Source organism: Microbacterium pasadenense (genome assembly GCF_047246565.1).
GTDB lineage: Bacteria > Actinomycetota > Actinomycetes > Actinomycetales > Microbacteriaceae > Microbacterium.
In genome coordinates, this window is the sequence record NZ_JBFOKN010000002.1 from 801,255 (window position 1) to 825,643 (window position 24,389).

23 protein-coding genes are annotated in these 24,389 nt (G+C 69.4%); 5 read left to right on the forward strand and 18 right to left on the reverse strand.

All coding sequences use genetic code 11. From position 1 onward, the window contains the following. The first annotated feature begins 6 nt into the window (after nt 1-6). Nucleotides 7-786, forward strand: a complete 780-nt coding sequence (gene pgl / locus AB3M83_RS10035) for a 6-phosphogluconolactonase (protein WP_412947634.1) — start codon at nt 7-9, stop codon at nt 784-786. A 65-nt stretch (nt 787-851) separates the two neighbouring features. Here the strand turns inward: pgl and AB3M83_RS10040 are convergent, their stop codons facing one another. The 11 genes from AB3M83_RS10040 to AB3M83_RS10090 form a co-directional block, all read right to left on the reverse strand. Beyond that, complete coding sequence (locus AB3M83_RS10040; RefSeq protein WP_412947636.1) at nt 852-1,208, reverse strand: RNA polymerase-binding protein RbpA; 357 nt, start codon at nt 1,206-1,208, stop codon at nt 852-854. Further along, nucleotides 1,208-1,456 carry a preprotein translocase subunit SecG gene (gene secG, locus AB3M83_RS10045; protein ID WP_412947638.1) on the reverse strand — a complete coding sequence of 83 codons (249 nt, stop codon included), beginning with the start codon at nt 1,454-1,456 and terminating at the stop codon, nt 1,208-1,210. The genes AB3M83_RS10040 and secG overlap by 1 nt, the downstream gene beginning before the upstream one ends. Before the next feature lie 99 nt (nt 1,457-1,555). After that, on the reverse strand, nt 1,556-2,347 hold the full coding sequence (gene tpiA, locus AB3M83_RS10050) for a triose-phosphate isomerase (RefSeq protein WP_412947640.1): 792 nt from the start codon (nt 2,345-2,347) through the stop codon (nt 1,556-1,558). Beyond that, nucleotides 2,335-3,552, reverse strand: coding sequence for a phosphoglycerate kinase (locus AB3M83_RS10055; RefSeq protein WP_412947643.1), 1,218 nt, complete (start codon nt 3,550-3,552; stop codon nt 2,335-2,337). Before AB3M83_RS10055 ends, tpiA begins: the two co-directional genes overlap by 13 nt. Nucleotides 3,553-3,554: 2 nt before the next feature. Further along, entirely contained in the window at nt 3,555-4,559 is a 1,005-nt protein-coding gene (gene gap / locus AB3M83_RS10060) for a type I glyceraldehyde-3-phosphate dehydrogenase (protein WP_412947647.1), read from the reverse strand. A gap of 140 nt (nt 4,560-4,699) precedes the next feature. After that, complete coding sequence (locus AB3M83_RS10065; RefSeq protein ID WP_412947878.1) at nt 4,700-5,326, reverse strand: superoxide dismutase; 627 nt, start codon at nt 5,324-5,326, stop codon at nt 4,700-4,702. Between the two features lie 111 nt (nt 5,327-5,437). Further along, nucleotides 5,438-6,415 (reverse strand): DNA-binding protein WhiA, encoded by a 978-nt coding sequence (whiA, locus tag AB3M83_RS10070; protein WP_412947650.1) that lies wholly within the window; start codon nt 6,413-6,415, stop codon nt 5,438-5,440. A 41-nt stretch (nt 6,416-6,456) separates the two neighbouring features. Next, the gene (rapZ, locus tag AB3M83_RS10075; RefSeq protein WP_412947652.1) at nt 6,457-7,332 is read right to left on the reverse strand and encodes an RNase adapter RapZ; all 876 of its coding nucleotides are present in this window, start codon (nt 7,330-7,332) and stop codon (nt 6,457-6,459) included. A gap of 33 nt (nt 7,333-7,365) precedes the next feature. Next, nucleotides 7,366-9,300, reverse strand: a complete 1,935-nt coding sequence (uvrC, locus tag AB3M83_RS10080) for an excinuclease ABC subunit UvrC (RefSeq protein ID WP_412947655.1) — start codon at nt 9,298-9,300, stop codon at nt 7,366-7,368. A gap of 1 nt (nt 9,301) precedes the next feature. Next, nucleotides 9,302-12,187 (reverse strand): excinuclease ABC subunit UvrA, encoded by a 2,886-nt coding sequence (uvrA, locus tag AB3M83_RS10085; protein WP_412947658.1) that lies wholly within the window; start codon nt 12,185-12,187, stop codon nt 9,302-9,304. 54 nt (nt 12,188-12,241) lie between these two features. Further along, on the reverse strand, nt 12,242-12,691 hold the full coding sequence (locus tag AB3M83_RS10090) for a MarR family winged helix-turn-helix transcriptional regulator (RefSeq protein ID WP_412947660.1): 450 nt from the start codon (nt 12,689-12,691) through the stop codon (nt 12,242-12,244). A 43-nt stretch (nt 12,692-12,734) separates the two neighbouring features. On the opposite strand from AB3M83_RS10090, the gene AB3M83_RS10095 reads away from it, so the two are divergent. Beyond that, the gene (locus tag AB3M83_RS10095; protein ID WP_412947662.1) at nt 12,735-12,971 is read left to right on the forward strand and encodes a hypothetical protein; all 237 of its coding nucleotides are present in this window, start codon (nt 12,735-12,737) and stop codon (nt 12,969-12,971) included. Between the two features lie 109 nt (nt 12,972-13,080). On the opposite strand, the gene uvrB is transcribed toward AB3M83_RS10095, so the two are convergent. The 6 genes from uvrB to AB3M83_RS10125 form a co-directional block, all read right to left on the reverse strand. Then, nucleotides 13,081-15,162 carry an excinuclease ABC subunit UvrB gene (uvrB, locus tag AB3M83_RS10100; RefSeq protein WP_412947664.1) on the reverse strand — a complete coding sequence of 694 codons (2,082 nt, stop codon included), beginning with the start codon at nt 15,160-15,162 and terminating at the stop codon, nt 13,081-13,083. Nucleotides 15,163-15,237: 75 nt separating this feature from the next. Beyond that, nucleotides 15,238-15,852 carry a dephospho-CoA kinase gene (coaE, locus tag AB3M83_RS10105; RefSeq protein WP_412947667.1) on the reverse strand — a complete coding sequence of 205 codons (615 nt, stop codon included), beginning with the start codon at nt 15,850-15,852 and terminating at the stop codon, nt 15,238-15,240. Between the two features lie 23 nt (nt 15,853-15,875). Continuing rightward, nucleotides 15,876-17,063: a diguanylate cyclase gene (locus AB3M83_RS10110; RefSeq protein ID WP_412947668.1), complete on the reverse strand. Its 1,188-nt coding sequence runs from the start codon at nt 17,061-17,063 to the stop codon at nt 15,876-15,878. Beyond that, entirely contained in the window at nt 17,060-18,796 is a 1,737-nt protein-coding gene (locus tag AB3M83_RS10115) for a sensor histidine kinase (RefSeq protein WP_412947669.1), read from the reverse strand. Before AB3M83_RS10115 ends, AB3M83_RS10110 begins: the two co-directional genes overlap by 4 nt. Before the next feature lie 129 nt (nt 18,797-18,925). Further along, nucleotides 18,926-20,377 (reverse strand): 30S ribosomal protein S1, encoded by a 1,452-nt coding sequence (gene rpsA / locus AB3M83_RS10120; protein ID WP_412947672.1) that lies wholly within the window; start codon nt 20,375-20,377, stop codon nt 18,926-18,928. A 146-nt stretch (nt 20,378-20,523) separates the two neighbouring features. After that, on the reverse strand, nt 20,524-20,955 hold the full coding sequence (locus AB3M83_RS10125) for a YchJ family protein (protein WP_412947674.1): 432 nt from the start codon (nt 20,953-20,955) through the stop codon (nt 20,524-20,526). A gap of 77 nt (nt 20,956-21,032) precedes the next feature. Here AB3M83_RS10125 and AB3M83_RS10130 point away from each other — a divergent pair, with 77 nt between their 5' ends. Genes AB3M83_RS10130 through AB3M83_RS10140 form a run of 3 tightly spaced genes read left to right on the forward strand, consistent with a single transcriptional unit; the run spans nt 21,033 to nt 23,351 of the window. Then, complete coding sequence (locus AB3M83_RS10130) at nt 21,033-21,572, forward strand: hypothetical protein (RefSeq protein WP_412947675.1); 540 nt, start codon at nt 21,033-21,035, stop codon at nt 21,570-21,572. Then, on the forward strand, nt 21,563-22,417 hold the full coding sequence (locus tag AB3M83_RS10135) for a hypothetical protein (RefSeq protein ID WP_412947676.1): 855 nt from the start codon (nt 21,563-21,565) through the stop codon (nt 22,415-22,417). Before AB3M83_RS10130 ends, AB3M83_RS10135 begins: the two co-directional genes overlap by 10 nt. Before the next feature lie 16 nt (nt 22,418-22,433). Further along, a complete protein-coding gene (locus tag AB3M83_RS10140) occupies nt 22,434-23,351 on the forward strand; it encodes a 5'-3' exonuclease (RefSeq protein WP_412947678.1) in 918 nt (305 codons plus the stop codon). 42 nt (nt 23,352-23,393) lie between these two features. On the opposite strand, the gene AB3M83_RS10145 is transcribed toward AB3M83_RS10140, so the two are convergent. Then, nucleotides 23,394-24,386 carry a PHP domain-containing protein gene (locus AB3M83_RS10145; RefSeq protein WP_412947680.1) on the reverse strand — a complete coding sequence of 331 codons (993 nt, stop codon included), beginning with the start codon at nt 24,384-24,386 and terminating at the stop codon, nt 23,394-23,396. Between the last annotated feature and the right edge of the window lie 3 nt (nt 24,387-24,389).

The following is a 24,389-nucleotide window of genomic DNA, read 5'->3' on the forward strand; positions in this document are numbered from 1 at the left end:
AGACCAATGACGGAGTTCCGGGCAGAGAAGCGCGTCGTCGTCTTCCCGGATGCCGACGCCCTCGCGTCCGGCATCGCCGAGCAGTTCGTGCGGCGCGCCCGCAAGCGCGCCGCCGCCGGCAAGACCTCGCACGTGCTGCTCACGGGCGGAAACGCATGCACGGCGGTTCTGCGAGCCATCGGCGAGCACCCCTCACGCGGGGACGTCGACTGGTCGAGCGTCCACTTCTGGTGGGGTGACGAGCGCTTCCTCCCGCGGGATGCCGCCGACCGGAACGAGCGGACCGCGACAGACGCGCTGCTGTCCCGCATCGACGTCCCGGGGGGGAACATCCACGCGATCCCCGCCGCCGACGAGGGCGTCGACCTCGACGCCGCCGTCGCCCGCTACACCGACGAGCTGGCAGGCTTCGGCACCGACGACCAGGCGTGGCCGGTCTTCCACGTGTGCTTCCTCGGCGTGGGCCCCGACGGTCACATCGCGTCGCTCTTCCCGGACCGGACCGAGATCGCCGACACGGAGCACTCGGTGCTCCCGGTGCGCGACTCCCCCGTGCCCCCCTCCGACCGCATCACGCTGACGCGTCCCGTCATCAACTCCGCGCGACGGGTGTGGCTCGTGCTGCCCGGTCAGGACAAGGCTTCGGCCCTGGGCCTCGCTCTCGCGGGCGCGAGCTACCACTCCGTTCCCGCGGCGGGCGCGAAGGGTCGCAAGCAGACGGTCTTCTTCGTCGATCAGGCCGCGGCCGGGTCGGTGCCCGAAGAGCTCATCGATCCGGAGTTCTGACCCGCGCCGATGCGGGCCCGAACGGACCGTGCGGGAGGCGGTCCCGGAGGACCGGCTCGGCCGGATCAGTCCTGGCCGCGCCGTTCCCGCAGCTGCGTGAGCGCGTCGGCGAGGATGGTGTCCGCCTCCTCCTCGGAGCGGCGCTCCTTCACGTACGCGAGGTGCGTCTTGTAGGGCTCGTTCTTCGCGACGGCGGGAGGGTTCTCGCGGTCGCGGCCGGCCGGCAGACCTGAGCGCGGCGAGTCGATGATCTCGGGGATCTCCTCCTCGGCGATGCCGGCGGCGAAGTAGCGCACGGTCTCGTTGCCGAGCGCGTCCCAGTAGGACACCGCGACACGATCGGCGTGATGTCCGTGATCCTGCTCGCCCATGGGCCCCGCGCCGACGCGCGTGCCACGGATCGCGTTACCCCCGGTGGCCATCAGAGCCCCTGGAACTTGGTGATCAGGCCGAGGGCGACGATCACGACGAACCACACGAGGGCGAGCACGATCGTGAACCGGTTGAGGTTCCGCTCGGCGAGACCCGACGAGCCCATGGCGGAGCTCATGCCACCGCCGAACATGTCGGAGAGGCCGCCGCCGCGTCCCTTGTGCAGGAGGATCAGGAGCGTGAGCAGGAGGCTGGTGATTCCCAGCAGCACCTGCAGCACAAGCTGGAGGATGTCCACAGTCGTTGAAAGCCTTTCGGGTCGCCGAGTCGCTCAGCGCACAGAGCACGAGTATACCGGCTGTGCGGCGCGGCCCCGGGCGGAGCCGCGCCGCACAGCTCAGACGCCGACGTGCTTCTGGTATCGGATGATGGCGGCGAACTCGTCGACGACGAGGCTCGCGCCACCCACCAGGGCACCGTCGACATCGGGTTCGCGCATGAAGCTCGCGATGTTCCCCGACTTCACCGAACCGCCGTAGAGGACCCGCGTCTTCTCCGCCGCGTCGGCACCGAGCGACTCGGCGACGACGGCGCGCAGCTTGGCGCACACCTCCTGGGCCTGGTCGGGGGTGGCGGCCTGGCCCGACCCGATCGCCCAGACCGGCTCGTAGGCCACGACGATGTCGGCATCGGATGCCACGCCCTCGAGCGCGGTCTTGAGCTGACCGGCGGGGACCGCCGACGCGCCGAACTTCTCGAGGTCCTCCGCGGTCTCGCCGACGCAGATCACCGGGACGAGCCCGTGCCGCAGCGCGGCCTGCACCTTCGCCGCGACGACGTCGTCCGACTCGCCGTGATACTCCCGGCGCTCGGAGTGGCCGATGATGACGTAGCGGGCGTCGAGCTTCGCGAGGAAGGCGCCGGAGACCTCACCGGTGTAGGCGCCGGAGTCCTTCGTCGACAGATCCTGCGCGCCGAGGGCGAACGGGATCTTGTCGGCGTCGATCAGCGTCTGCACGGTGCGGATGTCGGTGAAGGGCGGGAAGACCGCGACCTCGACCGAATCGTTCTCGTGCCCGGCATCCTTCAGCGTCCAGTGCAGCTTCTGGACGAACGCGACCGCCTGCAGGTGGTCGAGGTTCATCTTCCAGTTGCCGGCGATGAGCGGCTTGCGCGTCACGCTTCCCATCCGAGGATCTCCAATCCGGGCAGCTTCTTGCCCTCGAGGAATTCGAGGCTCGCCCCGCCGCCGGTCGAGATGTGACCGAACTGCTCGTCGGCGAAACCGAGCTGACGGACGGCGGCGGCCGAGTCGCCACCACCGACGACCGAGAGACCGTCGACCTCGGTCAGCGCGCGCGCGACCGTCTCGGTCCCGGCTGCGAACGGCGCCATCTCGAACACGCCCATGGGCCCGTTCCAGAAGACCGTCTTCGCGCCCCGGATCGCGTCGGCGAACAGCTCCGCCGTCTGGGGCCCGATGTCCAGGCCCATGCCGGACGCACCGAACTCGGTGTCCTCGAGCGCATCCGCAGCGGCGACGACGTGCGCCGCATCCGCCGCGAATCCCGCGGCCATGACGGCGTCGACGGGGAGCACGATCTCGACGCCGCGCTCCTTCGCCGTCGCGACGTAGCCACGCACCGTCTCGAGCTGGTCCTCTTCGAGGAGGCTCTTGCCGACCTTGTGACCCTGAGCGGCGAGGAAGGTGAACAGCATGCCGCCGCCGACGAGGATCTTGTCCACGCGGGGCAGGAGGTGCTCGATCACGCCCAGCTTGTCGCTGACCTTCGACCCGCCCAGCACGACCGCGTATGGACGCTCGGGGCGCTCGGTCAGACGGTCGAGGACATCGACCTCCTTCTCGATCAGCGAGCCGGCGGCCGACGGCAGCAGTTCGGCGAGGTCGTAGACCGACGCCTGCTTGCGATGCACGACACCGAAGCCGTCCGACACGAGGGCGTCGCCGAGGGCGGCGAGCTCGCTTGCGAACGCGCGGCGCTCGGCCTCGTCCTTCGCGGTCTCCCCGGCGTTGAACCGGAGGTTCTCCAGCACGGCGACCTCGCCGTCACCGAGCGCGGCGACCGTCTCCTGAGCGGAGGGGCCGACCGTATCGGTCGCGAAGGCGACCGGGCTGCCGAGCAGCTCGGAGAGCCGCTCGGCGACGGGTGCGAGGCTGTACGCCGCGTCGGGCGCGCCCTTGGGCCGCCCCAGGTGGGATACCGCGATGACGCGGGCACCCTGGCCGACCAGAGCGGTGAGCGTGGGCAGCGCCGCACGCACGCGGCCATCGTCCGTGATGACGCCGTCCTTCAGGGGGACGTTGAAGTCGACACGGACGATGACGCGCTTGCCGGCGAGCGGACCCAGCGAATCGAGGGTGCGCAGAGCCATCGTCAGAGCTTGCTGGCGACGAGCTCGGTGAGGTCGACGAGGCGGTTGGAGTAGCCCCACTCGTTGTCGTACCAGCCGACGACCTTGACCTGGTTGCCGATGACGCGGGTCAGGCCCGCGTCGAAGATGCAGGAGTGGTCGTCGGTGACGATGTCGCTCGAGACGATCTCGTCCTCGGTGTACTTGAGGATGCCCTGCAGCGGGCCGTCCGCGGCGGCCTTGTACGCAGCCTTGATCTCCTCGACGGTGACCTCGCGCTCGAGCTCGACGGTCAGGTCGGTCGCCGAGCCGGTGGGAACCGGCACGCGGAGCGCGAAGCCGTCGAGCTTGCCCTTGAGCTCGGGCAGGACCAGGCCGATGGCCTTCGCGGCACCGGTCGAGGTCGGAACGATGTTGAGCGCGGCGGCGCGGGCACGACGGAGGTCGCTGTGCGGGCCGTCCTGCAGGTTCTGGTCGGCCGTGTAGGCGTGGACCGTCGTCATCAGGCCCTTGACGATGCCGAAGTTGTCGTTGAGGACCTTCGCCAGCGGTGCGAGGCAGTTGGTCGTGCACGAGGCGTTCGAGATGATGTCGTGGTTCTCGGGGTCGTAGAGGTCCTCGTTCGCACCGATGACGAACGTGGCGTCCTCGCCCTTGGCGGGAGCCGAGATGAGGACCTTCTTCGCGCCGCCGGCGAGGTGCTTCCTGGCGTCCTCGGCGTTGGTGAAGCGGCCGGTCGACTCGATGACGATGTCGACGCCGAGCTCGCCCCAGGGGAGGTTCGCGGGGTCGCGCTCCTCGAAGACCTTGATCGTCTTGTCGCCCACGGTGATCGAGTCACCGGTGTACGAGACCTCGGCGTCGAGGCGCCCGAGGATCGAGTCGTACTTCAGCAGGTGGGCCAGCGTCTTGTTGTCGGTGAGGTCGTTCACCGCCACGATTTCGAGGTCCGCACCCTGCGCGAGCGCTGCGCGGAGGTAGTTGCGTCCGATGCGGCCGAAGCCGTTGATGCCGATCTTGACAGACACGTTGTCTCCCGTTTCTCGTCGCGCGCGACGCCGGAGAAACGGTGCCGGTGCGCAATCATTTGACAAAGAGAGAGGATGCCGGAGCTCGGCCCCCGCTACCGGGAGGAGCCCGGCATCCTCACCTGTTTACGACCCTACTACTAGAGCAGCCCGGCCGTCTGCTGGCGTGCAGCGTCGAGACGCTGTGCGACGTTCTGCCAGTTCGCGATGTTCCAGACCGCCTTGACGTAGTCGGCCTTGACGTTGAGGTAGTCGAGGTAGAAGGCGTGCTCCCACATGTCGAGCTGGAAGATCGGGACGGTCCCCTGGGCGACGTTCGACTGCTGGTCGAACATCTGCTGGACGATCAGCTGCGAGCCGATCGCGTCCCAGCTGAGCACGGCCCAGCCCGAGCCCTGGATGCCGGTCGCGGCGGCGGTGAAGTGCGCCTGGAACTTGTCGAAGCCGCCGAAGAACTCGTCGATCGCGGCGCGCAGCTCGCCCTCCGGCTCGCCGCCGCCGCCGTTGCCGGCCGGCGCCAGGTTGGTCCAGAAGACGGAGTGGTTGACGTGACCGCCGAGGTTGAACGCGAGGTCCTTCTCGAGCTTGTTGACGTTCGCGAGGTTGCCCGTCTCGCGGGCCTCGGCGAGCTGCTCGAGCGCGGTGTTCGCGCCGGTGACGTAGGTCTGGTGGTGCTTCGAGTGGTGAAGCTCCATGATCTTGCCGCTGATGTGCGGCTCCAGCGCGGAGTAGTCGTACGGGAGCTCGGGCAGCGTGTAGGTCGCCATGTCCTCTTCTTCCTGTTCGTGCCGCACCGGGATGCGGCGGGTCGATGTCATCCTATTGAGCGCCAACGCAGGGCGCGCGTGGTTGCTTCCCGGCGGAAGAAGACGTAGACGTCAGTCCTCCAGGCCGGCGGGCACCGCGGATTCGGTGTCGGGGACGCCGTCCTGCGCGGCCTTCTTGTCGGCCATCGCGAGCAGCCTCCGGATGCGGCCGGCGACGGCATCCTTGGTCAGCGGCGGGTCGGCGTGGTGGCCGAGTTCGTCGAGGCTCGCGTCGCGATGCGCGAGGCGGAGATCGCCCGCCTGCTTCAGGTGGCCCGGAACGGTGTCGCCGAGGATCTCCAGGGCGCGCTCGACCCGCGCGCACGCGGCGACGGCGGCCTGCGCGGAGCGACGCAGGTTCGCGTCGTCGAAGTTGACGAGACGATTCACGCCGGCGCGCACCTCGCGACGCTGGCGCATCTCCTCCCATGCGGCGGCCGTCTTCTGGGCGCCCATCATCAGCAGCGCGGCGCGGATGGCCTCGCCGTCGCGGACGACCACACGTGGGATGCCACGGACCTCACGCGCCTTCGCGGCGATCCCGAGACGGTGTGCCGCTCCGACCAGGGCCATCGCGGCCTCTCCCGACGGGCAGGCGACCTCGAGGGCGGCGGAGCGGCCCGGGTCCGAGAGCGAGCCGGTGGCGAGGAACGCGCCCCGCCAGACGGCGGCGAGGTCGGGGCGTGCTCCGGTCGTCAGCTTGTTCGGCAGCCCGCGGACGGGACGACGGCGGGAATCGAGCAGACCGGTCTGGCGCGCGAGCGTCTCACCGCCGTCGATGACGCGGACTGCGAAGGAGTTGCCGGTGCGGCCTCCCGACGCCTGCACGTGGGCGAGTTCGGGGCGTACCCCGTAGATCTCCATCAGGTCGCGCGCGACTCTGCGCGCGAGGGTGTCGGTCTCGAGCTCCGCCTCGACGGCGACGCGACCGGCGATCGAGTGGAGCCCGCCCGAGAAGCGCAGAATCGTCGTCAGCTCGGCCACCCGTGCGGTGGGCCGCGGGTCTCTGACCGAGGTTAACTCCGTCTTCACGTCAGCAGTCAGCGGCACAGCGATCCTTCGGGTGGGGCGGTCGGGGACAAAGGATCAGCTTACTCCCGGCCCAGGTCCCTGTGCGTGACGCGGACCGCCACCCCTGCCTCGTGGGAGAGCCGGTCCGCGAGCTCGAGGGCGGTGACGACGGATCTGTGCTTGCCCCCGGTGCAGCCGATCGCGATGACCGAGTGGCGCTTGTTCTCGCGCTGATAGCCCTGCAGCACGGGATGCAGCGCCGTGGCGTAGGCGTCGATGAACTCGCGCGCGCCGTCCTGCCCGAGCACGAACTCCCGGACCGACTCGTCCTTGCCGGTGAGCGGCCGCATCGTGGGTTCCCAGTACGGGTTCGGGAGGAAGCGCATGTCGGCGACGAGATCGACGTCGGGCGGCAGCCCGTACTTGAAGCCGAAGCTCATGACCGTCACAGTGTGACGGGCGTCGCCCTCCTCGCTGAACAGGTCGACGACGCGGTTCGCGAGCTGGTGGATGTTCAGCGCGCTGGTGTCGACGATCAGGTCGGCCGCTTCGCGGATGGATGCCACCCGCTCGCGCTCACGACGGATGCCGTCGAGGATGGTTCCCTCGCCCTGCAGCGGGTGCGGTCGCCGGACGGCTTCGAAGCGGCGGACGAGGACGTCGTCGGCCGCATCCAGGAACAGCACCCTCACCTGGCGACCGCCGCGGAGCGCGCGGGTGACGGCGGGCAGCTCGCCGAACAGCTGACGGCCGCGGACGTCGACGACGGCGGCGACCTTCGGAAGGGCGTCGGCGGCGAGAGCCGTCAGATCGAGCAACGGCTTGAGCATCTGCGGCGGCAGATTGTCGACGACGTACCAGTCGAGGTCTTCGAGCGCGTTCGCTGCGGTCGTCCGACCGGCTCCGGACATGCCGGTGACGATCAGGATCTCCCCCGCCGTCTGCCCGTCCGCCACCGTGATCAGCCCCTGTCTGCGCTCGCTGCCAGCCTAGCGATCATTCGCGTCCACCAGCGAAACGTCCGCCACCTGGGCCGGGGCCAGGTGCGCGTGGATGGCGGCCGCCAGTCGCGGCCCGATGCCGGGAAGCTCCTGGATCTCCTCGGGCGACGCCTTCTTCAGCGCGCTGACCGAGCCGAAGTGCCGCAGGAGCGCCTTGATGCGCGCGTCGCCGAGTCCGGGCACTTCGGCGAGCACCGTCGTGATGTCGCGCTTGCGCTTCTTGCGCTGGTGGGTGATGGCGAAGCGGTGCGCCTCGTCACGCAGCCGCTGCAGGAGGTACAGGGCCTCGGAGGTGCGCGGCAGGATCACCGGGAAGTCCTCCCCCGGCAGCCACACCTCTTCGAGCCGTTTGGCGATGCCGCAGAGCGCGATCTCGGGGTGGCCGGCGTCGCGGAGCGCCCGTGCCGCCGCCTCGACCTGCGGCTTGCCGCCGTCGACGAGGAGCAGCTGGGGCCGGTAGGCGAACCGGGGGCGCTTCCGCGTCGTATCGACCGCGCCGTCTGCCGTCACGTCGACGGACGCTGCCTCGGCCTCGTCCCGGTCGATGTGCGCCAGGCGCCGGGTCAGCACCTGATACATCGAGTCGGTGTCGTCGGTGGTGTCCGTGACGGAGAACGACCGGTACTGATCCTTGCGCGGCAGGCCGTCCTCGAAGACCACCATCGATGCGACGACGTTCGTGCCGCCGAGGTGCGAGACGTCGAAGCACTCGATGCGCAGCGGCGCCTCGGTGAGCTCGAGCGCCTCCTGCAGGTCGGTGAGCGCCTTCGTCCGGGCGGTGTAGTCGCTGGTCCGCCGCATCTTGTGCAGCAGGAGCGCCTGCTGCGCGTTCACCGTCGCGGTGCGCAGGAGGTCGGCCTTCTGACCCCGCTGCGCGACCTGCAGCGTCACCTTCTTGCCGCGGCGGGACTGCAGCCACTGCTCGAGCTCGGCGGCATCCTCCGGGAGCGAGGGGACGAGTACCTGACGCGGGATGTCCTCGGGGGCCGCATCCCCGTAGGCGCGCTGCAGCAGCTGGTCCACGAGGTCGGCGCCCGTGATGTCGAGCTCCTTGTCGATCGTCGCGGCGCGGACCCCTCGCACCCGCCCGCCGCGGACCACGAAGTGCTGGACTGCGGCGAACAGCTCGTCCTCGGCGACGCCGAACAGGTCGGCGTCGGTGTCCTCGCTCAGCACGAGCGCGCTGCGGTTGAGCACGGCATCCATCGCCTGCAGCTTGTCGCGGTAGATCGCCGCCGCCTCGTAGTCCATCGCCGCCGCGGCCTCGCGCATGCGTGCCGTGAGGAGCTTCACGTAGCGCTTGTCGCCGCCCGACATGAACGCGACGAAGTCGTCGACGATCGCCCGGTGCTCCTCGATGGTCACTCTCATCGAACACGGGCCGCCGCAGCGGCCGATCTGGCCGGGGAAGCACGGCCGACCGGTGGCCATCGCCTTCTTGTAGGACGAGTCGCTGCAGGTGCGGATCGGGAACACCTTGATGAGCTGGTCGATCGTGTCGTGCACCGCCCAGACCTTCGGGAAGGGTCCGAAGTACTTCGCTCCGGAGATCTTCCGGTTCCGCGTCACGATCACGCGCGGAGCCTCGTCGCCGAGGGTCACCGCCATGTACGGGTACGACTTGTCGTCCTTGTACCGGACGTTGAACGGAGGCGAGTACTCCTGGATCCAGGTGTACTCGAGCTGCAGCGAGTCGACGTCGGTCTTGACGACCGTCCACTCGACGCTCGCCGCCGTCGTCACCATCCGCCGCGTGCGCTCGTGCAGCGTGTGGAGCGGCGCGAAGTAGTTCGACAGCCGGGCCCGCAGATTCTTCGCCTTGCCGACGTACAGGATGCGGCCGTCGGCATCGCGGAACCGGTAGACCCCCGGATTCGTGGGGATCTCACCCGGCTTCGGCTTGTACGGGAGGGTGGATGCCACGTCAGCCGGCCTTGCGCGCCGGAACAACTCCCAGGATCTCGGCGAGGAACTGGCCGGTGTGGCTCTCGGGCACCGCGGCGATCTGCTCCGGGGTGCCGGTCGCGAGCACCGTTCCGCCACCCGAGCCGCCCTCGGGGCCGAGGTCGATGACCCAGTCGGACGACTTGATGACATCGAGGTTGTGCTCGATGACGATGACGGTGTTCCCCTTGTCGACCAGGCTGCTGAGCACGTCCAGCAGGCGCTGCACGTCTTCGAAGTGGAGGCCGGTCGTCGGCTCATCGAGCACGTAGATCGTGCGGCCGTTCGACCGGCGCTGCAGCTCCGTGGCGAGCTTGACGCGCTGCGCCTCGCCGCCCGAGAGGGTCGTCGCCGACTGGCCGAGCCGGACGTAGCCGAGGCCCACGTCGACCAGGGTCTTCAGGTACCGATGGATCGCCTGGATCGGCTCGAAGAACTCCGCCGCCTCGGAGATGGGCATCTCGAGCACCTCGGCGATGTTCTTGCCCTTGTAGTGGACGGCGAGGGTGTCGCGGTTGTAGCGCTTGCCGTGGCAGACCTCGCAGTCGACGTACACGTCGGGGAGGAAGTTCATCTCGATCTTGATCGTGCCGTCGCCCGAGCACGCCTCGCACCGGCCGCCCTTGATGTTGAAGCTGAACCGGCCGGGCTGATAGCCGCGGACCTTCGCCTCGGGCGTGTCGGCGAACAGCGAGCGGATGCGGTCGAAGACGCCGGTGTACGTCGCCGGGTTCGACCGCGGCGTGCGTCCGATGGGCGCCTGGTCGACGTGGACCACCTTGTCGAGGTGCTCGAGTCCGGTGACCCGCGTGTGCTTGCCGGCGACCCGGCGCGCGCCGTTGAGCCGGGTGGCGAGCACTTCGTACAGGATGCCGTTGACCAGGGACGACTTCCCCGAGCCGCTGACGCCGGTGACCGAGGTGAGCACGCCGAGCGGGAAGTCGACGGTCACGTTCTGCAGGTTGTTGGCGCGCGCGCCCACGACCCGGACCTGGCGCGACTTGTCGATCTTGCGACGCTTGTTCGGCATGGAGATCGCGCGGCGACCACTCAGGTAGGCGCCCGTGATGGAGGCCTCGTCGGTCAGCATCTGCTCGACCGGTCCGGAGTGGACGACGTTCCCTCCCAGGACGCCGGCCCGCGGTCCGATGTCGACCACCCAGTCGGAGGCGTGGATCGTCTCTTCGTCGTGCTCGACGACGACGAGGGTGTTGCCCAGGTTCTTCAGGCGCACGAGCGTCTCGATGAGCCGCCGGTTGTCCCGCTGGTGGAGGCCGATGGACGGTTCGTCAAGCACGTAGAGGACGCCGGTCAGCCCCGATCCGATCTGCGTCGCCAGGCGGATGCGCTGTGCTTCGCCTCCCGACAGCGAACCGGCGGAGCGGCTGAGGCTCAGGTAGTTCAGCCCCACCTGGATGAGGAAGTCCAGCCGCGCGCGGATCTCGCGCAGCACGGCCGCGGCGATGGTGGCCTCGCGATCGGTGAGCATGAGGTCGGCGAAGTACGCCTGCGCCTCGCCGAGGCTCAGGCGGGACGCATCGGCGATCGAGTGGCCGTGCACGAGCACCGAGAGGACTTCCGGCTTGAGGCGGTCGCCGTTGCAGACCGGGCACGGGACCTCGCGGAGGAACTCGCCCCAGCGCTGTCGCTGCGAATCGCTCTCCGCCGACGCGAACTGGCGCTCGATGTACGGGATGACCCCTTCGAAGCCCGATGCGTACCGCATCTCACGGCCGTACCGGTTCTTCCACTTCACCGTGACCTTGTAGTTCTCGCCGCTCAGCACGGCGTCCTGCACATCGATCGGCAGGTCTTTCCACGGGGTGTCCAGCGAGAAGCCGAGGTCGTCGGACAGACCGACGAGCAGCCGCTCGTAGTACTGGAAGAGACCCTTGCCCTGGGTGGTCCACGGGATGATGACGCCTTCGGCGATCGACAGCTCCTCGTCGCCGAGCAGCAGCTCGGTGTCGACGGACATGCGGGTGCCGAGGCCCGAGCAGGCGGGGCAGGCGCCGAACGGAGCGTTGAACGAGAAGGTGCGCGGCTCGATCTCCGTGAGCTGCAGCGCGTGTCCGTTCGGGCACGCGAGCTTCTCGCTGTAGCTCTGCCAGGCGGCTTCGCCCTCCTCATCGACGAAGTTGACCTGCAGGATGCCGCCGGCGAGGCCCAGTGCCGTCTCGACCGAATCGGTCACCCGGCTCAGGATGTCGGGGCTCGCGACCAGGCGGTCGACGACGACCGCGATGTCGTGCTTGTAGCTCTTCTTGAGGACGGGGGGCTCGGCGAGCTGCGCCACCTCGCCGTCGACGATCGCGCGGGCGTAGCCCTTCGCCGACAGCTCCTTGAAGAGGTCGACGAACTCCCCCTTCTTCTGGCTGATGACCGGGGCGACGATCTGGTACCGGGTGCGCTCGGGCAGCTCCATCAGCTGGTCGGCGATCTGCTGCACCGTCTGCCGCTGGATCTGCTCACCGCACTCCGGGCAGTGCGGCACGCCGATGCGGGCCCACAGCAGGCGCATGTAGTCGTTGATCTCGGTGATCGTTCCCACCGTCGAGCGGGGGTTCCGGTTCGTCGACTTCTGGTCGATCGACACGGCCGGGCTGAGCCCTTCGATGAAATCGACGTCGGGCCGGTCGACCTGGCCGAGGAACTGCCGCGCGTACGAGCTCAGCGATTCGATGTAGCGGCGCTGCCCCTCGGCGAAGATCGTGTCGAACGCGAGGCTGGACTTGCCCGAACCGGACAGCCCCGTGAAGACGACGAGCGAGTCACGGGGGATCTCGAGATCGACGTTCTTCAGGTTGTGGACGCGGGCGCCGCGGACACTGAGTTTGGACGCGGAAGGAACGGGGACGATGGGCACTGAACAATCCTAGATTGGGCTCCCGACATCGGGCCCGGGCTTCGCTCGGAGCGATCAGCCTGGTACGGCGTCGGCGGGGAGCCGCTGCGCGAACGGGGCGAGGCCGTCGCGGAGCGCCGCGATGTCGGCGGCGGTGAGTCCCACGCGCGCCATGATCTGACGCGGCACCGAGAGCGCCTGCTCCCGCAGGCGGACGCCCTCTTCTGTCAGGGTGATCTCGAGGACCCGCTCGTCCTCCGCACGGCGGCGACGCGCGACGCGTCCCTGCGACTCGAGACGCTTGATGGTCGGCGAGAGGGTCGCGGGTTCGACCGAGAGCTCCGCGGCGAGCTCCGACAGGGACTGCGGCGCCCGCTCCCACAGCGCCAGCATCACGAGGTACTGCGGGTGCGTGAGACCCAGCGGTTCCAGCACCGGTCGATAGATCGAGACGACGTTGCGGGCGGCCGTCACGATCGCGAAGCAGAGCTGGCTGTCCAGACGCAGGGCCTCGTCGTCATTCATGATGACCATCCTATCCTCCCTAATCCTTAGTACACTAAGGAACATGCCCGAGCCCACACCGGAACGACCCCGCCTCCGCGAGCGCGTACGTGCGGCCGGCGGCTGGTACGCCTATTGGAACAGCCGCCTCATCCGCTACGCCGGGCCGGCGTCCGTCGGCCCCTACGAGACCGAGCCGGAGCCCGTGCGGACCGAGCGCGCGTGCCCGCTCTGCGGCGCGCCGATGTCGGCCCACACGTTCGACCGTTCCGGCGAGCGCCCGCGCATGCACTGCCCCTGACCTCCGCTCGACGATCGGGTGATCGCCGGAGGCGGCTGCCACGGCCGGCGCCATGCGCCCGAACCCCCGGGTCGGCGGCACGGCCCAGCCGTCCGCCGCACGGTGAGTCTCAGGCGTGCCCGGCGCGCTCCATGGCCCGCAGCTCCTTCTTGAGGTCCTGCACCTCGTCGCGGAGTCGCCCGGCGAGCTCGAACTTGAGCTCGTCAGCGGCGGCGAGCATCTGCGCCGACAGGTCGGCGATCGTCGCCTCGAGCTGATTGGCACCCTCGGCGGCGATGCCTTCGCGTCGCAGCTGCGGAGTCGGGCTCTTGCCCTTGCCGGACTTCGTCTTGCCGGCGCTCCGGCTGTTGAGCATCTCCTGCGTGTCGGATGCCTCGCGGGCCAGGGCATCGGTGATGTCGGCGATCCGCTTGCGCAGCGGCTGCGGGTCGATGCCGTTCTCGAGGTTGTACGCGATCTGCTTCTCGCGACGCCGGTCCGTCTCCTCGATCGCCGCGCTCATGGAGTCGGTCATCTTGTCGGCGTACATGTGCACCTCGCCCGAGACGTTTCGCGCAGCGCGCCCGATGGTCTGGATGAGCGAGGTCCCCGACCGGAGGAAGCCTTCCTTGTCGGCATCCAGGATCGCGACGAGGGACACCTCCGGAAGGTCGAGACCCTCACGGAGGAGGTTGATGCCGACGAGCACGTCGTACACCCCCTGCCGGAGCTCGGTGAGCAGCTCGACCCGTCGCAGGGTGTCGACGTCGGAGTGCAGGTAACGCACCCGGACCCCGTGCTCACCGAGGAAGTCGGTGAGCTCCTCTGCCATCTTCTTCGTCAGGGTCGTCACGAGGATGCGCTCGTCACGGTCGACGCGGAGCCGGATCTCCTCGAGCAGGTCGTCGATCTGACCCTTCGAGGGCTTCACGATGATCTGGGGGTCCACGAGACCGGTGGGACGGATGATCTGCTCGACGACGCCGTCCGCGATGCCCATCTCGTACCGCCCGGGTGTCGCGGAGAGGTAGACGCTCTGGCCGACGCGCTGCTTGAACTCGTCGAATCGCAGCGGCCGGTTGTCCATGGCGCTCGGCAGCCGGAACCCGTGGTCCACGAGCGTGCGCTTGCGCGACGCATCCCCCTCGTACATCGCCCCGATCTGCGGCACGGTGACGTGCGACTCGTCGATGACGAGCAGGAAGTCGTCGGGGAAGAAGTCGAGCAGCGTGTGCGGCGCCTCGCCCGGCATCCGTCCGTCGAGGTGACGGGAGTAGTTCTCGATCCCGGAGCAGAACCCGAGCTGCTGCAGCATCTCGAGGTCGAAGGTCGTGCGCATGCGAAGGCGCTGCGCTTCGAGCAGCTTGCCCTGGGACTCGAACTCCTTCAGGCGCTCCTCGAGCTCGTGCTCGATCGTCTTGATCGCGCGCTGCACCGTGTCGGTGCCCGCGACGTAGTGGGATGCCGGGAAGATCGGGACGCTCTCGAGCTTCTGGACGACGTCACCCGTCAGCGGGTGCAGCATGTACAGTCCTTCGATCTCGTCGCCGAAGAGCTCGATCCGCACGGCGTACTCCTCGTACACCGGGATGATCTCGATCGTGTCGCCCCGCACGCGGAAGTTGCCGCGCGAGAAGTCGACGTCGTTGCGGTTGTACTGCATGGCGATGAACTTCCGGATGAGCGCGTCGCGGTCGTAGCGCTCCCCCACCTGCAGCGCGACCATCGCGCGCAGGTATTCCTCGGGCGCGCCGAGGCCGTAGATGCACGAGACGGTGGAGACCACCACGACGTCGCGGCGGCTGAGCAGTGAGTTCGTCGTCGAGTGACGCAGTCGCTCCACCTCGGCGTTGATGGACGAGTCCTTCTCGATGAAGGTGTCCGTCTGCGGGACGTAGGCCTCGGGCTGGTAGTAGTCGTAGTAGCTGACGAAGTACTCGACCGCGTTGTTCGGCATGAGGTCGCGGAACTCGTTGGCCAGCTGCGCGGCCAGGGTCTTGTTGTGGGCCATCACGAGCGTCGGCCGCTGCACCTGCTCGATGAGCCAGGCGGTCGTCGCCGACTTGCCGGTACCGGTCGCGCCGAGCAGGACGACGTCGGTCTCGCCGGCGTTGATGCGGGCGGCGAGCTCTGCGATCGCCTTCGGCTGGTCGCCGTTCGGCATGTACTCGCTGACGACCTCGAAGGGGCGGACGGATCGAGTGGTCTGCATCCTTCCAGGGTAGGCGGGGCCACCGACACCGGGCCGGGCGTTCGCCGTGGGCGTGCGCCCTGGCAGGCGCCTGGGTCAGTCCGCGGCCGTCTGCTCGGCGCGGAGCCGCTCCCAGAGCCGGTCCGTCTGCGCGAGCGTGTCGGCCATCGTCCCCGTCGTGTCGATCACGACGTCGGCGAGAGCGAGCCGCTGCTCGTCGTCCACCTGCGCGGCCAGACGCGCGTCGGCTTCCTCGGGCGACATGCCCCGCAGGTCGATGAGCCGCTGCCGCCGCTGGGATGCGGGCGCATGCGCGACCACGACGAGCTCCCACGGGTCCTCCGCGCGCGCCTCCACGAGCAGCGGGACGTCGTACACGACGATCGCACGCGGGTCGGCGTCGAGGGCTTCGGCGAACCGCCGCGCCGACTCGGCCCGGACGGCCGGGTGGACGATCCCGTTCAGACGCGCGACCGCCTCCGCGTCGCCGAAGGCGCGCTGCGCGAGCAGCGGCCGGTCGAGCTCCCCCATCGCGGTGATGACGTCGGCGCCGAACGCCGCCGCGATGGCGTCGAGGACCGGCGAACCGGGCTGCTGCACGGATCGGACGATCCGGTCGGCGTCGATGACGACGGCGCCGTGCTCGGAGAGGCGACGGGCGATCGTGGACTTGCCCGACGCGATGCCGCCGGTGAGAGCGAGAAGAGTCACCCTTCGAGGATGCCACGGCGCGCTCATGTCAACCGCGAGCGCGCGTCCTCGAGTCCGCCGAAGAGGACGGATGCCTCGAGGTTGCGCGCCGCCCGCACGGCTGCCGTGCGCGCGGAGTCGAGCAGCGGGACGGTGTCGTAGCCCACCGTCTCGGTGAGCGCCACGCCCACGCCGATGACCGGGAGCAGCCCGGTGGGGCTGCCGGCGAGCTCGTCGATGCAGCCGCGATAGATGGCAGCCGCCTGACGCCGTGCGTCGGCCGCCGTGGTCGCCAGGCCGCACACCGAGAGCGTCGAGTCGCTGTCCTCGCCCACGAGGGCGGCCGCGGGCGCGTACCGTCGCACCGCGCCGCGCCATGCGGCGACGACCTCGTCCGTGGCATCCGTTCCGAACGCCGCCGCCATCTCATCGAGCCCGTCGATGTGGACGACCACGACGCTGACCGGCTCCTGACGCCATCCGGCCCGTTCGATCAGGTCGGCGAGAGCGTCCCGGTAGCTTCCCGCCAGGCGCACCCCGTCCGCCGCGATCCCGTTGTCGCTCAGCCATTCGTACCGCTGGGTCGCGCTCTTCGTCGCACGCAGGAGGGAGGTGACGACGACGGCCACCATCGTCAGGACGACGGTGGCGATGTTGGCGGAGATCGAGCCGAACCAGGTGTCGAAGAACTCGCTCTGCGGCCCGGCCGCCAGGTAGGCGATCAGGCGGAGCGCGTAGTACAGGGCGCCGGCGAACAGGACCCCGGAGAACAGCCGCGCGTTGCCGACACGCCCCATGGGACGGCGGAGCGCCTCCGCGCCGCCGAGCCCGAAGAACACCACGATGGTCGCGGCCATGACGCTCCACCCTCCCCAGCTGCCCTCCGCCGGCACGCGGATCAGCGCCGAGACGAACACGGCGACCGCGAGAACCCCGACGATGCCGCCCGAGAGCGTGAGCGCACGGTCGTTGTAGCGCCGGTTCCCGAGCCAGATGAATCCGGGCGTGAGCGTGAACGCCGCGTTGCCGATCGCGATGGCGACGGCGCCGCCGACACCGGCGGCCCACGAGATGTAGGCGAAGGTCGTGGCGGCACCGCACAGGTACCCCACCGCCCAGAGCCGGCCGGCTCCGGTGTCGCGGCGACGCAGGGTCTCCACCACGAAGATCGTCGCGGCGACGAGCGCGACGATCGCGGTCATGACCACCGCGGTCAGCAGATCGAGTCTCATCGCAGCGCCTCCGGGCGGGGATCGGCATCCGGGTCCTCCGGGACGCCGGACGCGGCGACCGTGGCGGTCGCGGGCAGCTGCACCATGAAGGTCGTCCCGAGGCCCAGGGTGGAGGTCAGCGTGATCTCGCCGCCGTGCGCCTGCACGATCTCCCGGCTGATGGCGAGCCCGAGCCCCGTGCCCGGGACCCCGCTCTCGGCACGGAAGAACCTCTCGAACACGCGATCCTGGTCGTCGCCGGAGAGCCCGATGCCGGAGTCCCGGACGAGGAACCAGGTGTGCACACCGTCCGTCGAGCTGCCGAGCGTGACCGTGCCGCCGTCCCGGTTGAACTTGATCGCGTTGCTGACGAGGTTGTCGATGACCTGCCGGACCCGTGCGGGATCGATGAACGCCGACACCGACGGGACGTCGTCGGTGTCGATGCGGATGGCGCGCTCCCGGGCGATCGGACCGAGGTCCGAGGCCGACGCCCGCAGCAGCGCGCCGAGATCGCAGTCCACCGGCGACAGGGTCACCTCGGCCGACATCCGCGAGGCCGTCGAGGCGGCCAGGATCCCCGAGACGATCCCGAGCAGTCGTTCGCTGTTGCGATAGGCGACGTCGACCTGGCGGCGAACGCCGTCGGGGACGCCGTCGGCGTCGAGCGCGAGCTCGAGGTAGCCGAGGATCGACGTGAGCGGCGTCCGCAGCTCGTGCGAGACGGATGCCACGAGGCTGTCCCGCGCCTTCAGCGCGGTCCGCTCCTCGGTCACATCACGGGCCACCAGGACGGCGCCGGCCGGCTGACCGTCGGCATCCGTCATCATCCGGGCGGTCAGGCTGAGGGCGGCACGGCGGGATTCCGAGACCGGATACCAGACGACGAGGTCGGTGAAGGACTCCCCGCGCACCAGTCGGGCGAGCGGACGCTCGGTGGGCTCGAGCGGCGTCTGCCCGTCCGCCGCGAAGATGCCCTCGACCGGGTCGAGCTTGCCGAAGGTCGGGATGCGCTGCTGGAACCGCCCCAGCGCGTCGTTGACGAAGGTGATGTCACCGGTCGGCCCGAACCGGAGCACCCCGAAGTCGACGGTGTCGAGGACCTCGGTGAGGAGCAGCTCCTGACGACTCGCGTGCCGCAGCGCCGCCGTGAGCCGGTCCGTCTGCGTGCGCAGCAGTGCCCGCTGCGCGGCGAACCGACGCGTGGCGTTGTCGGCGGAGGCGCCGATCGCGACGATGACGGCCGGGAGGACGATGACCGCCCACGTCCACTCGAACCGCGGCATCAACGCCTGCGTGATCCAGTAGGCCGCGATGGTGGAGACGCACGAGACGACGAACCAGAGGCGGCTGAGCGAAGACAGCCACATCACGGGGAACGCCCAGAGCAGTGCGACACCGGGAACGTCCGACGAGCGCATCAGCGCGATCGCGACGATGTCGACGAGCGGGACGGCGGCGACCCACGACGGGTGGAGGCGCGACCACGGCACGGCGAGACTGGCGAGGGCGGCGACCAGGATGATCACCACGCCGGTGGCGAACTGCGGAGCGTTCCGGAGCCACCCCGCCGTGATGCCGGTGAGGTAGATGCCCGCGACGATCGCGGTGAGGATGAGCTGGTTGTTCGCGACGACGCGTTCCCGGAGCTCCGTCAGCGGCATCGCCCCGAGGTCGCCGAAGAGTCGACGCGGCGGGCGACCCGGCTCGCCGGATTCCCCACGACGAGTGCCCTGATGCTCCGGAGATGCCACATCAGAACGTTACCGTTCCGCCGTCCCGATCAGCGGCGACCGGCACCCGGGGAGGGGCGGCATCCGTCCCGGGAAACGACCGAGGGGCCGGAGCACGAAGCTCCGACCCCTCGGGTGGTGAGTGTTCGATCAGCGACCGGACAGCTTCTCGCGAAGCGCAGCCAGCGCCTCGTCGTCGGCCAGCGTGCCGGCGCCGCCGGCGACGTCGGACGAGAAGGTCGAGCCACCGGTCTCGGCGGGAGCCGCAGCCTCGGCCTCGAGAGCCTTCGTGACGGCAGCCTTGTGAGCCTCCCAGCGACCCTGAGCAGCGGCGTACTCGGCCTCCCAGGCGAGGCGGGCCTCGTCGAAGCCCTCCTTCCACTGGTTGGTCTCGGGGTCGAAGCCCTCGGGGTACTTGTACTCGCCGTTCTCGTCGTACTCGGTGACCATGCCGTACAGCGCCGGGTCGAACTCGGTGCCGTTCGGGTCGACCGACTCGTTCGCCTGCTTGAGCGAGAGCGAGATGCGACGACGCTCGAGGTCGATGTCGATGATCTTGATGAAGACCTCTTCGCCGACCGAGACGACCTGCTCGGCGAGCTCGACGTGCTTGCCGGAGAGCTCGGAGATGTGGACGAGGCCCTCGATGCCGTCGGCGACGCGGACGAACGCACCGAACGGGACGAGCTTCGTGACCTTACCCGGGGCGACCTGACCGATCGCGTGGGTACGGGCGAAGACCTGCCACGGGTCCTCCTGGGTCGCCTTGAGCGACAGCGAGACGCGCTCGCGGTCCAGGTCCACCTCGAGGATCTCGACGGTGACCTCCTGGCCGACCTCGACGACCTCGGATGCGTGCTCGATGTGCTTCCACGAGAGCTCCGAGACGTGGACGAGACCGTCGACGCCACCGAGGTCGACGAACGCACCGAAGTTGACGATCGACGAGACGGTGCCCTTGCGGACCTGGCCCTTGTGGAGGTTGTTGAGGAAATTCGAGCGCGACTCCGACTGGGTCTGCTCGAGCAGCGCACGACGCGAGAGCACGACGTTGTTGCGGTTCTTGTCGAGTTCGAGGATCTTGGCCTCGATCTCCTGGCCGAGGTACGGCGTCAGGTCGCGGACGCGGCGGAGCTCGATGAGCGACGCGGGCAGGAAGCCGCGGAGGCCGATGTCGACGATCAGACCACCCTTGACGACCTCGATGACCGAACCGGTCACGACACCGTCGTTCTCCTTGATCTTCTCGACGTCGCCCCACGCGCGCTCGTACTGTGCGCGCTTCTTGGACAGGATGAGGCGGCCTTCCTTGTCCTCCTTCTGGAGGACGAGGGCTTCCACCTGGTCGCCGACGTTGACGACCTCGTTGGGGTCGACGTCGTGCTTGATGGAGAGTTCGCGCGAGGGGATGACGCCCTCGGTCTTGTAACCGACGTCGAGGAGGACCTCGTCGCGGTCGATCTTCACGACGGTTCCTTCGATGAGGTCGCCGTCGTTGAAGAACTTCAGGGTCAGTTCGACCGCGGCCAGGAAGTCCTCAGCAGATCCGATGTCGTTGATGGCGACCTGCTTGGTGGCCGGGGCGGTCGTTGCGTTAGTCATGTAGGGGGTTGTCCTTGGATGGTGTTGTCGTCGGGCCTCGGGGCCGACCGTACGAGGACGCACGGGAACCGCTCGAAGCGTGGTGGAAGGTGTTGCGATGCCGCACGGGCGTGACTCAAGGGCCACTCGTGTGACGCTTCAGGGTATCAGACCGCGTCGACGTAGTACCAGCGACCGGATCGCCGAACGAAGCGGCTGTCCTCCTCCATGACGCCACCCCGCCGCGAGCGCTCATCCGCCCAGGACGCCCGGAAGCGGACGGTCGCGCTGTCCGCACCCGGCTCGCCGCCGGTCGCGACGATCTCCAGTCGGCGCCAGCGGGTCGCGGCATCCAGAGCGACCGTGGCCGGCCGCGTCGCCGGGAACCACGTGTCGCGGAGGTGCTGCGCGTCACCGACGGCGAACGCGGTGTACCGCGAGCGCATGAGGCGCTCCGCCGTGGGAGCGGCGTCGCCGGCGAGGATCGGTCCGCAGCAGGCACCGAAGGCTCCGCCGCCGCACGGGCAGGGATCGCCCGCGGCGGGTCGGGTGCCCCGAGGGACGGATGCCGCAGCCCCGAACGACATGTTCTCCCCCATCGCCGGAATCGTCGGATCCAGCCTACGACCTGTGGAAAACCGTCGTGGCCGGCCGTCCCGCTCACTACGGTGGTCGCATGTCAGGAGGTCGGCGAGCGCTGCGGTGGTCGGTCGCGGTCGCCCTGCTCGCCTCGGTGACCGGCTGCGCGCCGGGCTCCCCCGTCCCGTCCCCCACCCCGACGGGCTTCGCGTCGGAGGAGGAGGCCTTCGCCGCGGCCGAGGCGACCTACCGCGCATACGTCGATGCGCTGAACGATGTCGACCTGTCGGATCCGGCGACCTTCGAGCCGGTGTATGCCCTGCTTGCAGGGGACGCCTTGAACGGATCGAAGAAGGAACTGACGAGCCTTCATTCAGAAGGACTCAGGAAGGAAGGAGAAACGAGTCTCGCTGACGTAAGTCTCGTGGAGTATTCGCAAGCTAGTCGCGAAGCCATTCTCGATGTGTGTCTCGACGTATCGGACGTTGAGATCAGAAGACCCGACGGAACTTCCGTCGTTCCTGACGATCGCAACGACCTCCAGGAGTTGCGGGTTGTGCTCGCTTCGGTCACGCCCTCGGGAACCGATCTCCGGATTTCTTCGAGCCAGACTCAAGGTGACCAACCATGTGGCTGACCACGGTCCTCGCGGCACCCTTAGCGCTAGCGCTCAGTACTGGCGCTAGTGGTTGTGGCGCCGAATCCGTATGGACCTCGTGCGATTCATCGAACAACGGCTCATCGGTCACGATCGACGCGTCGAAGGTCACCCGGGACGTTGATCGATCGCCGGGCGGCAGCCGCCCGCCGGGGACGCCTGACGGCGGCGGACCGGGCGGTCCCGTCCGCCACGAAGAGGCGGACCGGGTCTATCCGGGCGGGCTGACCTTCGAGGAGTGGATCGCGCGCTGCCCGTACGACAGCGTCTGCCGGGGTACGACCCCGGTCGCCGACGACGAGCCCGAGGCGGGTGACCCGGCGGAGCCCGGCGTCGACATCACCACCGCGACGATCGGCGACGTCGCGGCCTACGCACCGGCATCCCCGTCCTTCGTCGCCGAGCCGGACGGCGTCGGCGTGGTGGGGATGCCGACCAACTTCGTCGTCGACGCCGGCCCGGAGAGCGTCGACGGCGCGATCTTCGGCGTTCCCGTCACCGTCCGGTTCACACCGGTGTCGTACCTGTTCCATTACGGCGACGGCGCGAGCCAGGAGACCACGACGCCGGGGACCGAGTGGGCCGACCTCGATGCGCCGCAGTTCTCGGCCACGGCGACCAGCCACAGCTACGGTGAGCCCGGCGACTACACGGCGCGGGTCGAGGTCCGGTACGCCGCGGCCGGGAATGCCGGGTTCGGCTGGTTCCCGATCGCCGGACTGCTCACGGTCGAGTCCGCCGGCACCGGCATCCGCGTCGTCGAGGTCGAGACGGCGCTCGTCGACCGCAGCTGCGACGAGGACCCGGGCGGTCCGGGCTGCTGAGTGCCAGGATGGTCGCGTGACCGACCGCCTCATGCTCCTCGACACTGCGAGCCTCTATTTCCGCGCGTTCTACGGCGTGCCCGACACCGTCAAGGCGCCCGACGGCACACCCGTCAACGCGGTCCGCGGCCTCCTCGACATGATCGCGAAGCTCGTCACGACGTACGAGCCCACCCATGTCATCGCCTGCTGGGATGACGACTGGCGCCCGCAGTGGCGCGTCGACCTCATTCCGAGCTACAAGACCCACCGGGTCGCCGAGGTCATCCCGGCGGGCCCCGACGTCGAGGTGGTCCCCGATCCGCTCGAGGTCCAGGTGCCGATCATCCGCGAGGCGCTGGCCACCATGGGCATCCCGATCGTCGGCGCCGCGGATCACGAAGCCGACGACGTCATCGGCAGCCTCGCATCGCAGAGCGACATGCCGGTCGACGTCATCACCGGCGACCGCGACCTCTTCCAGCTCGTGGACGACTCCCGCGGCATCCGGGTCGTCTACACCGGCCGCGGGATGAGCAATCTCGAGGTCCTGACCGACGCGGTCGTCGTCGAGAAGTACCGCATCCTCCCGACGCAGTACGCCGACTTCGCCGTCATGCGCGGCGATGCGTCCGACGGACTGCCGGGCGTCGCGGGCGTCGGAGAGAAAACGGCGGCGACGCTCCTTGCGGCGCACGGCGACCTCGCCGGCATCGTGGCCGCAGCCGAGGCGGGTGACGGCATGAGCGCCGGCGTCCGTGCCAAGATCACGGCGGCCGCCGACTACCTGGCGGTCGCGCCGACCGTCGTCGAAGTGGTCCGCACCCTGGAGCTTCCCGACGTCGAGTCCCGGCTGCGCGCCCCGGATGCCGATGCCGTCACCGCCTTCGCCGAGCTGTGGTCGCTCGGTTCGTCGGCCACGCGCGCGACCGACGCGATCACCGCGCGCGCCTGATCACGGGGCGTCGGTCACCCGCTCGGCCGCGCCGGCGCGTGCCTACCGCTCTCGCGTCCACGCCCGCAGCCGGTCGAGCGGCCACGTCGTGATCACCCGTTCCGCGGGGATCCCGGCCCGTTCCGCCCGGACGGCGCCGTAGTCCAGCAGCGACAGCTGACCGGGGGCATGGGCGTCGGAGTCGATCGCGAAGAGGCATCCGATCTCGGCGGCGAGGGCCAGCAAATCGTCGGGCGGGTCCTCGCGTTCGGGCCGCGAATTGATCTCCACCGCGACGCCATGCTCGGCGCACGCCTCGAACACGGCCCGCGCGTCGAACTCCGACGGAGGTCGCGTCCCGCGAGCCCCGCTCACGAGACGCCCGGTGACGTGGCCGAGCACGTCGACACGCGGGTTGGCGACCGCGGCGACCAGACGACGCGTCATCGGGCGAGCGTCCATGCGGAGCTTCGAGTGAGCGGATGCCACCACGATGTCGAGCTCGTCGAGGAGGGCGTTCTCCTGATCGAGCGCGCCTTCGTCGAGGATGTCGACCTCGATGCCGCTCAGCAGCGTGAACCCGTCCGCCGCGAAACCGGGCACCAGTTCGAGCTGCTCCCGCAGGCGCTCCGACGACAGCCCGCGCGCGACGCGGAGCCGCGGCGAGTGGTCGGTCAGCGCGAGGTACTCGTGGCCGAGCGCGCGCGCCGCATCCACCATCAGATCGATCGAGGTCAGACCGTCCGACCACTCCGAGTGGGAGTGCAGGTCGCCCCGCAGGGCGCTCCGGAGCGCCGACTCCGTGGGCGGGGCGACGCGGTCGCGGAGCTCGACGAGGTACGCCGGCACGACGCCCGAGAGCGCCTCGGTGATGACCGCGAAGGTCGAGTCGCCGATGCCCTTCCGGGATCTCAGTCGGGCGGTGTCGGCGAGCTCGGCCTCACTGAGGCCGGCTACGGTCTGCGCCGCGGCGCGGAACGCCTTGGACTTGTAGCGGGACGACCGGTCCCGCTCGAGCAGCTCGGCGATCTCGGTCAGGGCGTCGACGGGGTTCATGGC

Excerpts from the sequence above, each read along its gene's own strand:
- AB3M83_RS10055 (WP_412947643.1), bottom strand. The coding sequence starts at position 3,552 with ATGGCTCTGCGCACCCTCGATTCGCTGGGTCCGCTCGCCGGCAAGCGC.
- tpiA (WP_412947640.1), bottom strand. The coding sequence starts at position 2,347 with ATGGGAAGCGTGACGCGCAAGCCGCTCATCGCCGGCAACTGGAAGATG.
- AB3M83_RS10125 (WP_412947674.1), bottom strand. The coding sequence starts at position 20,955 with ATGGGGGAGAACATGTCGTTCGGGGCTGCGGCATCCGTCCCTCGGGGC.
- AB3M83_RS10130 (WP_412947675.1), top strand. The coding sequence starts at position 21,033 with ATGTCAGGAGGTCGGCGAGCGCTGCGGTGGTCGGTCGCGGTCGCCCTG.
- AB3M83_RS10095 (WP_412947662.1), top strand. The coding sequence starts at position 12,735 with ATGCCCGAGCCCACACCGGAACGACCCCGCCTCCGCGAGCGCGTACGT.
- AB3M83_RS10040 (WP_412947636.1), bottom strand. The coding sequence starts at position 1,208 with ATGGCCACCGGGGGTAACGCGATCCGTGGCACGCGCGTCGGCGCGGGG.
- AB3M83_RS10135 (WP_412947676.1), top strand. The coding sequence starts at position 21,563 with ATGTGGCTGACCACGGTCCTCGCGGCACCCTTAGCGCTAGCGCTCAGT.
- AB3M83_RS10065 (WP_412947878.1), bottom strand. The coding sequence starts at position 5,326 with ATGGCGACCTACACGCTGCCCGAGCTCCCGTACGACTACTCCGCGCTG.
- AB3M83_RS10090 (WP_412947660.1), bottom strand. The coding sequence starts at position 12,691 with ATGAATGACGACGAGGCCCTGCGTCTGGACAGCCAGCTCTGCTTCGCG.
- uvrB (WP_412947664.1), bottom strand. The coding sequence starts at position 15,162 with ATGCAGACCACTCGATCCGTCCGCCCCTTCGAGGTCGTCAGCGAGTAC.
- pgl (WP_412947634.1), top strand. The coding sequence starts at position 7 with ATGACGGAGTTCCGGGCAGAGAAGCGCGTCGTCGTCTTCCCGGATGCC.
- AB3M83_RS10145 (WP_412947680.1), bottom strand. The coding sequence starts at position 24,386 with ATGAACCCCGTCGACGCCCTGACCGAGATCGCCGAGCTGCTCGAGCGG.
- AB3M83_RS10110 (WP_412947668.1), bottom strand. The coding sequence starts at position 17,063 with ATGAGACTCGATCTGCTGACCGCGGTGGTCATGACCGCGATCGTCGCG.
- rpsA (WP_412947672.1), bottom strand. The coding sequence starts at position 20,377 with ATGACTAACGCAACGACCGCCCCGGCCACCAAGCAGGTCGCCATCAAC.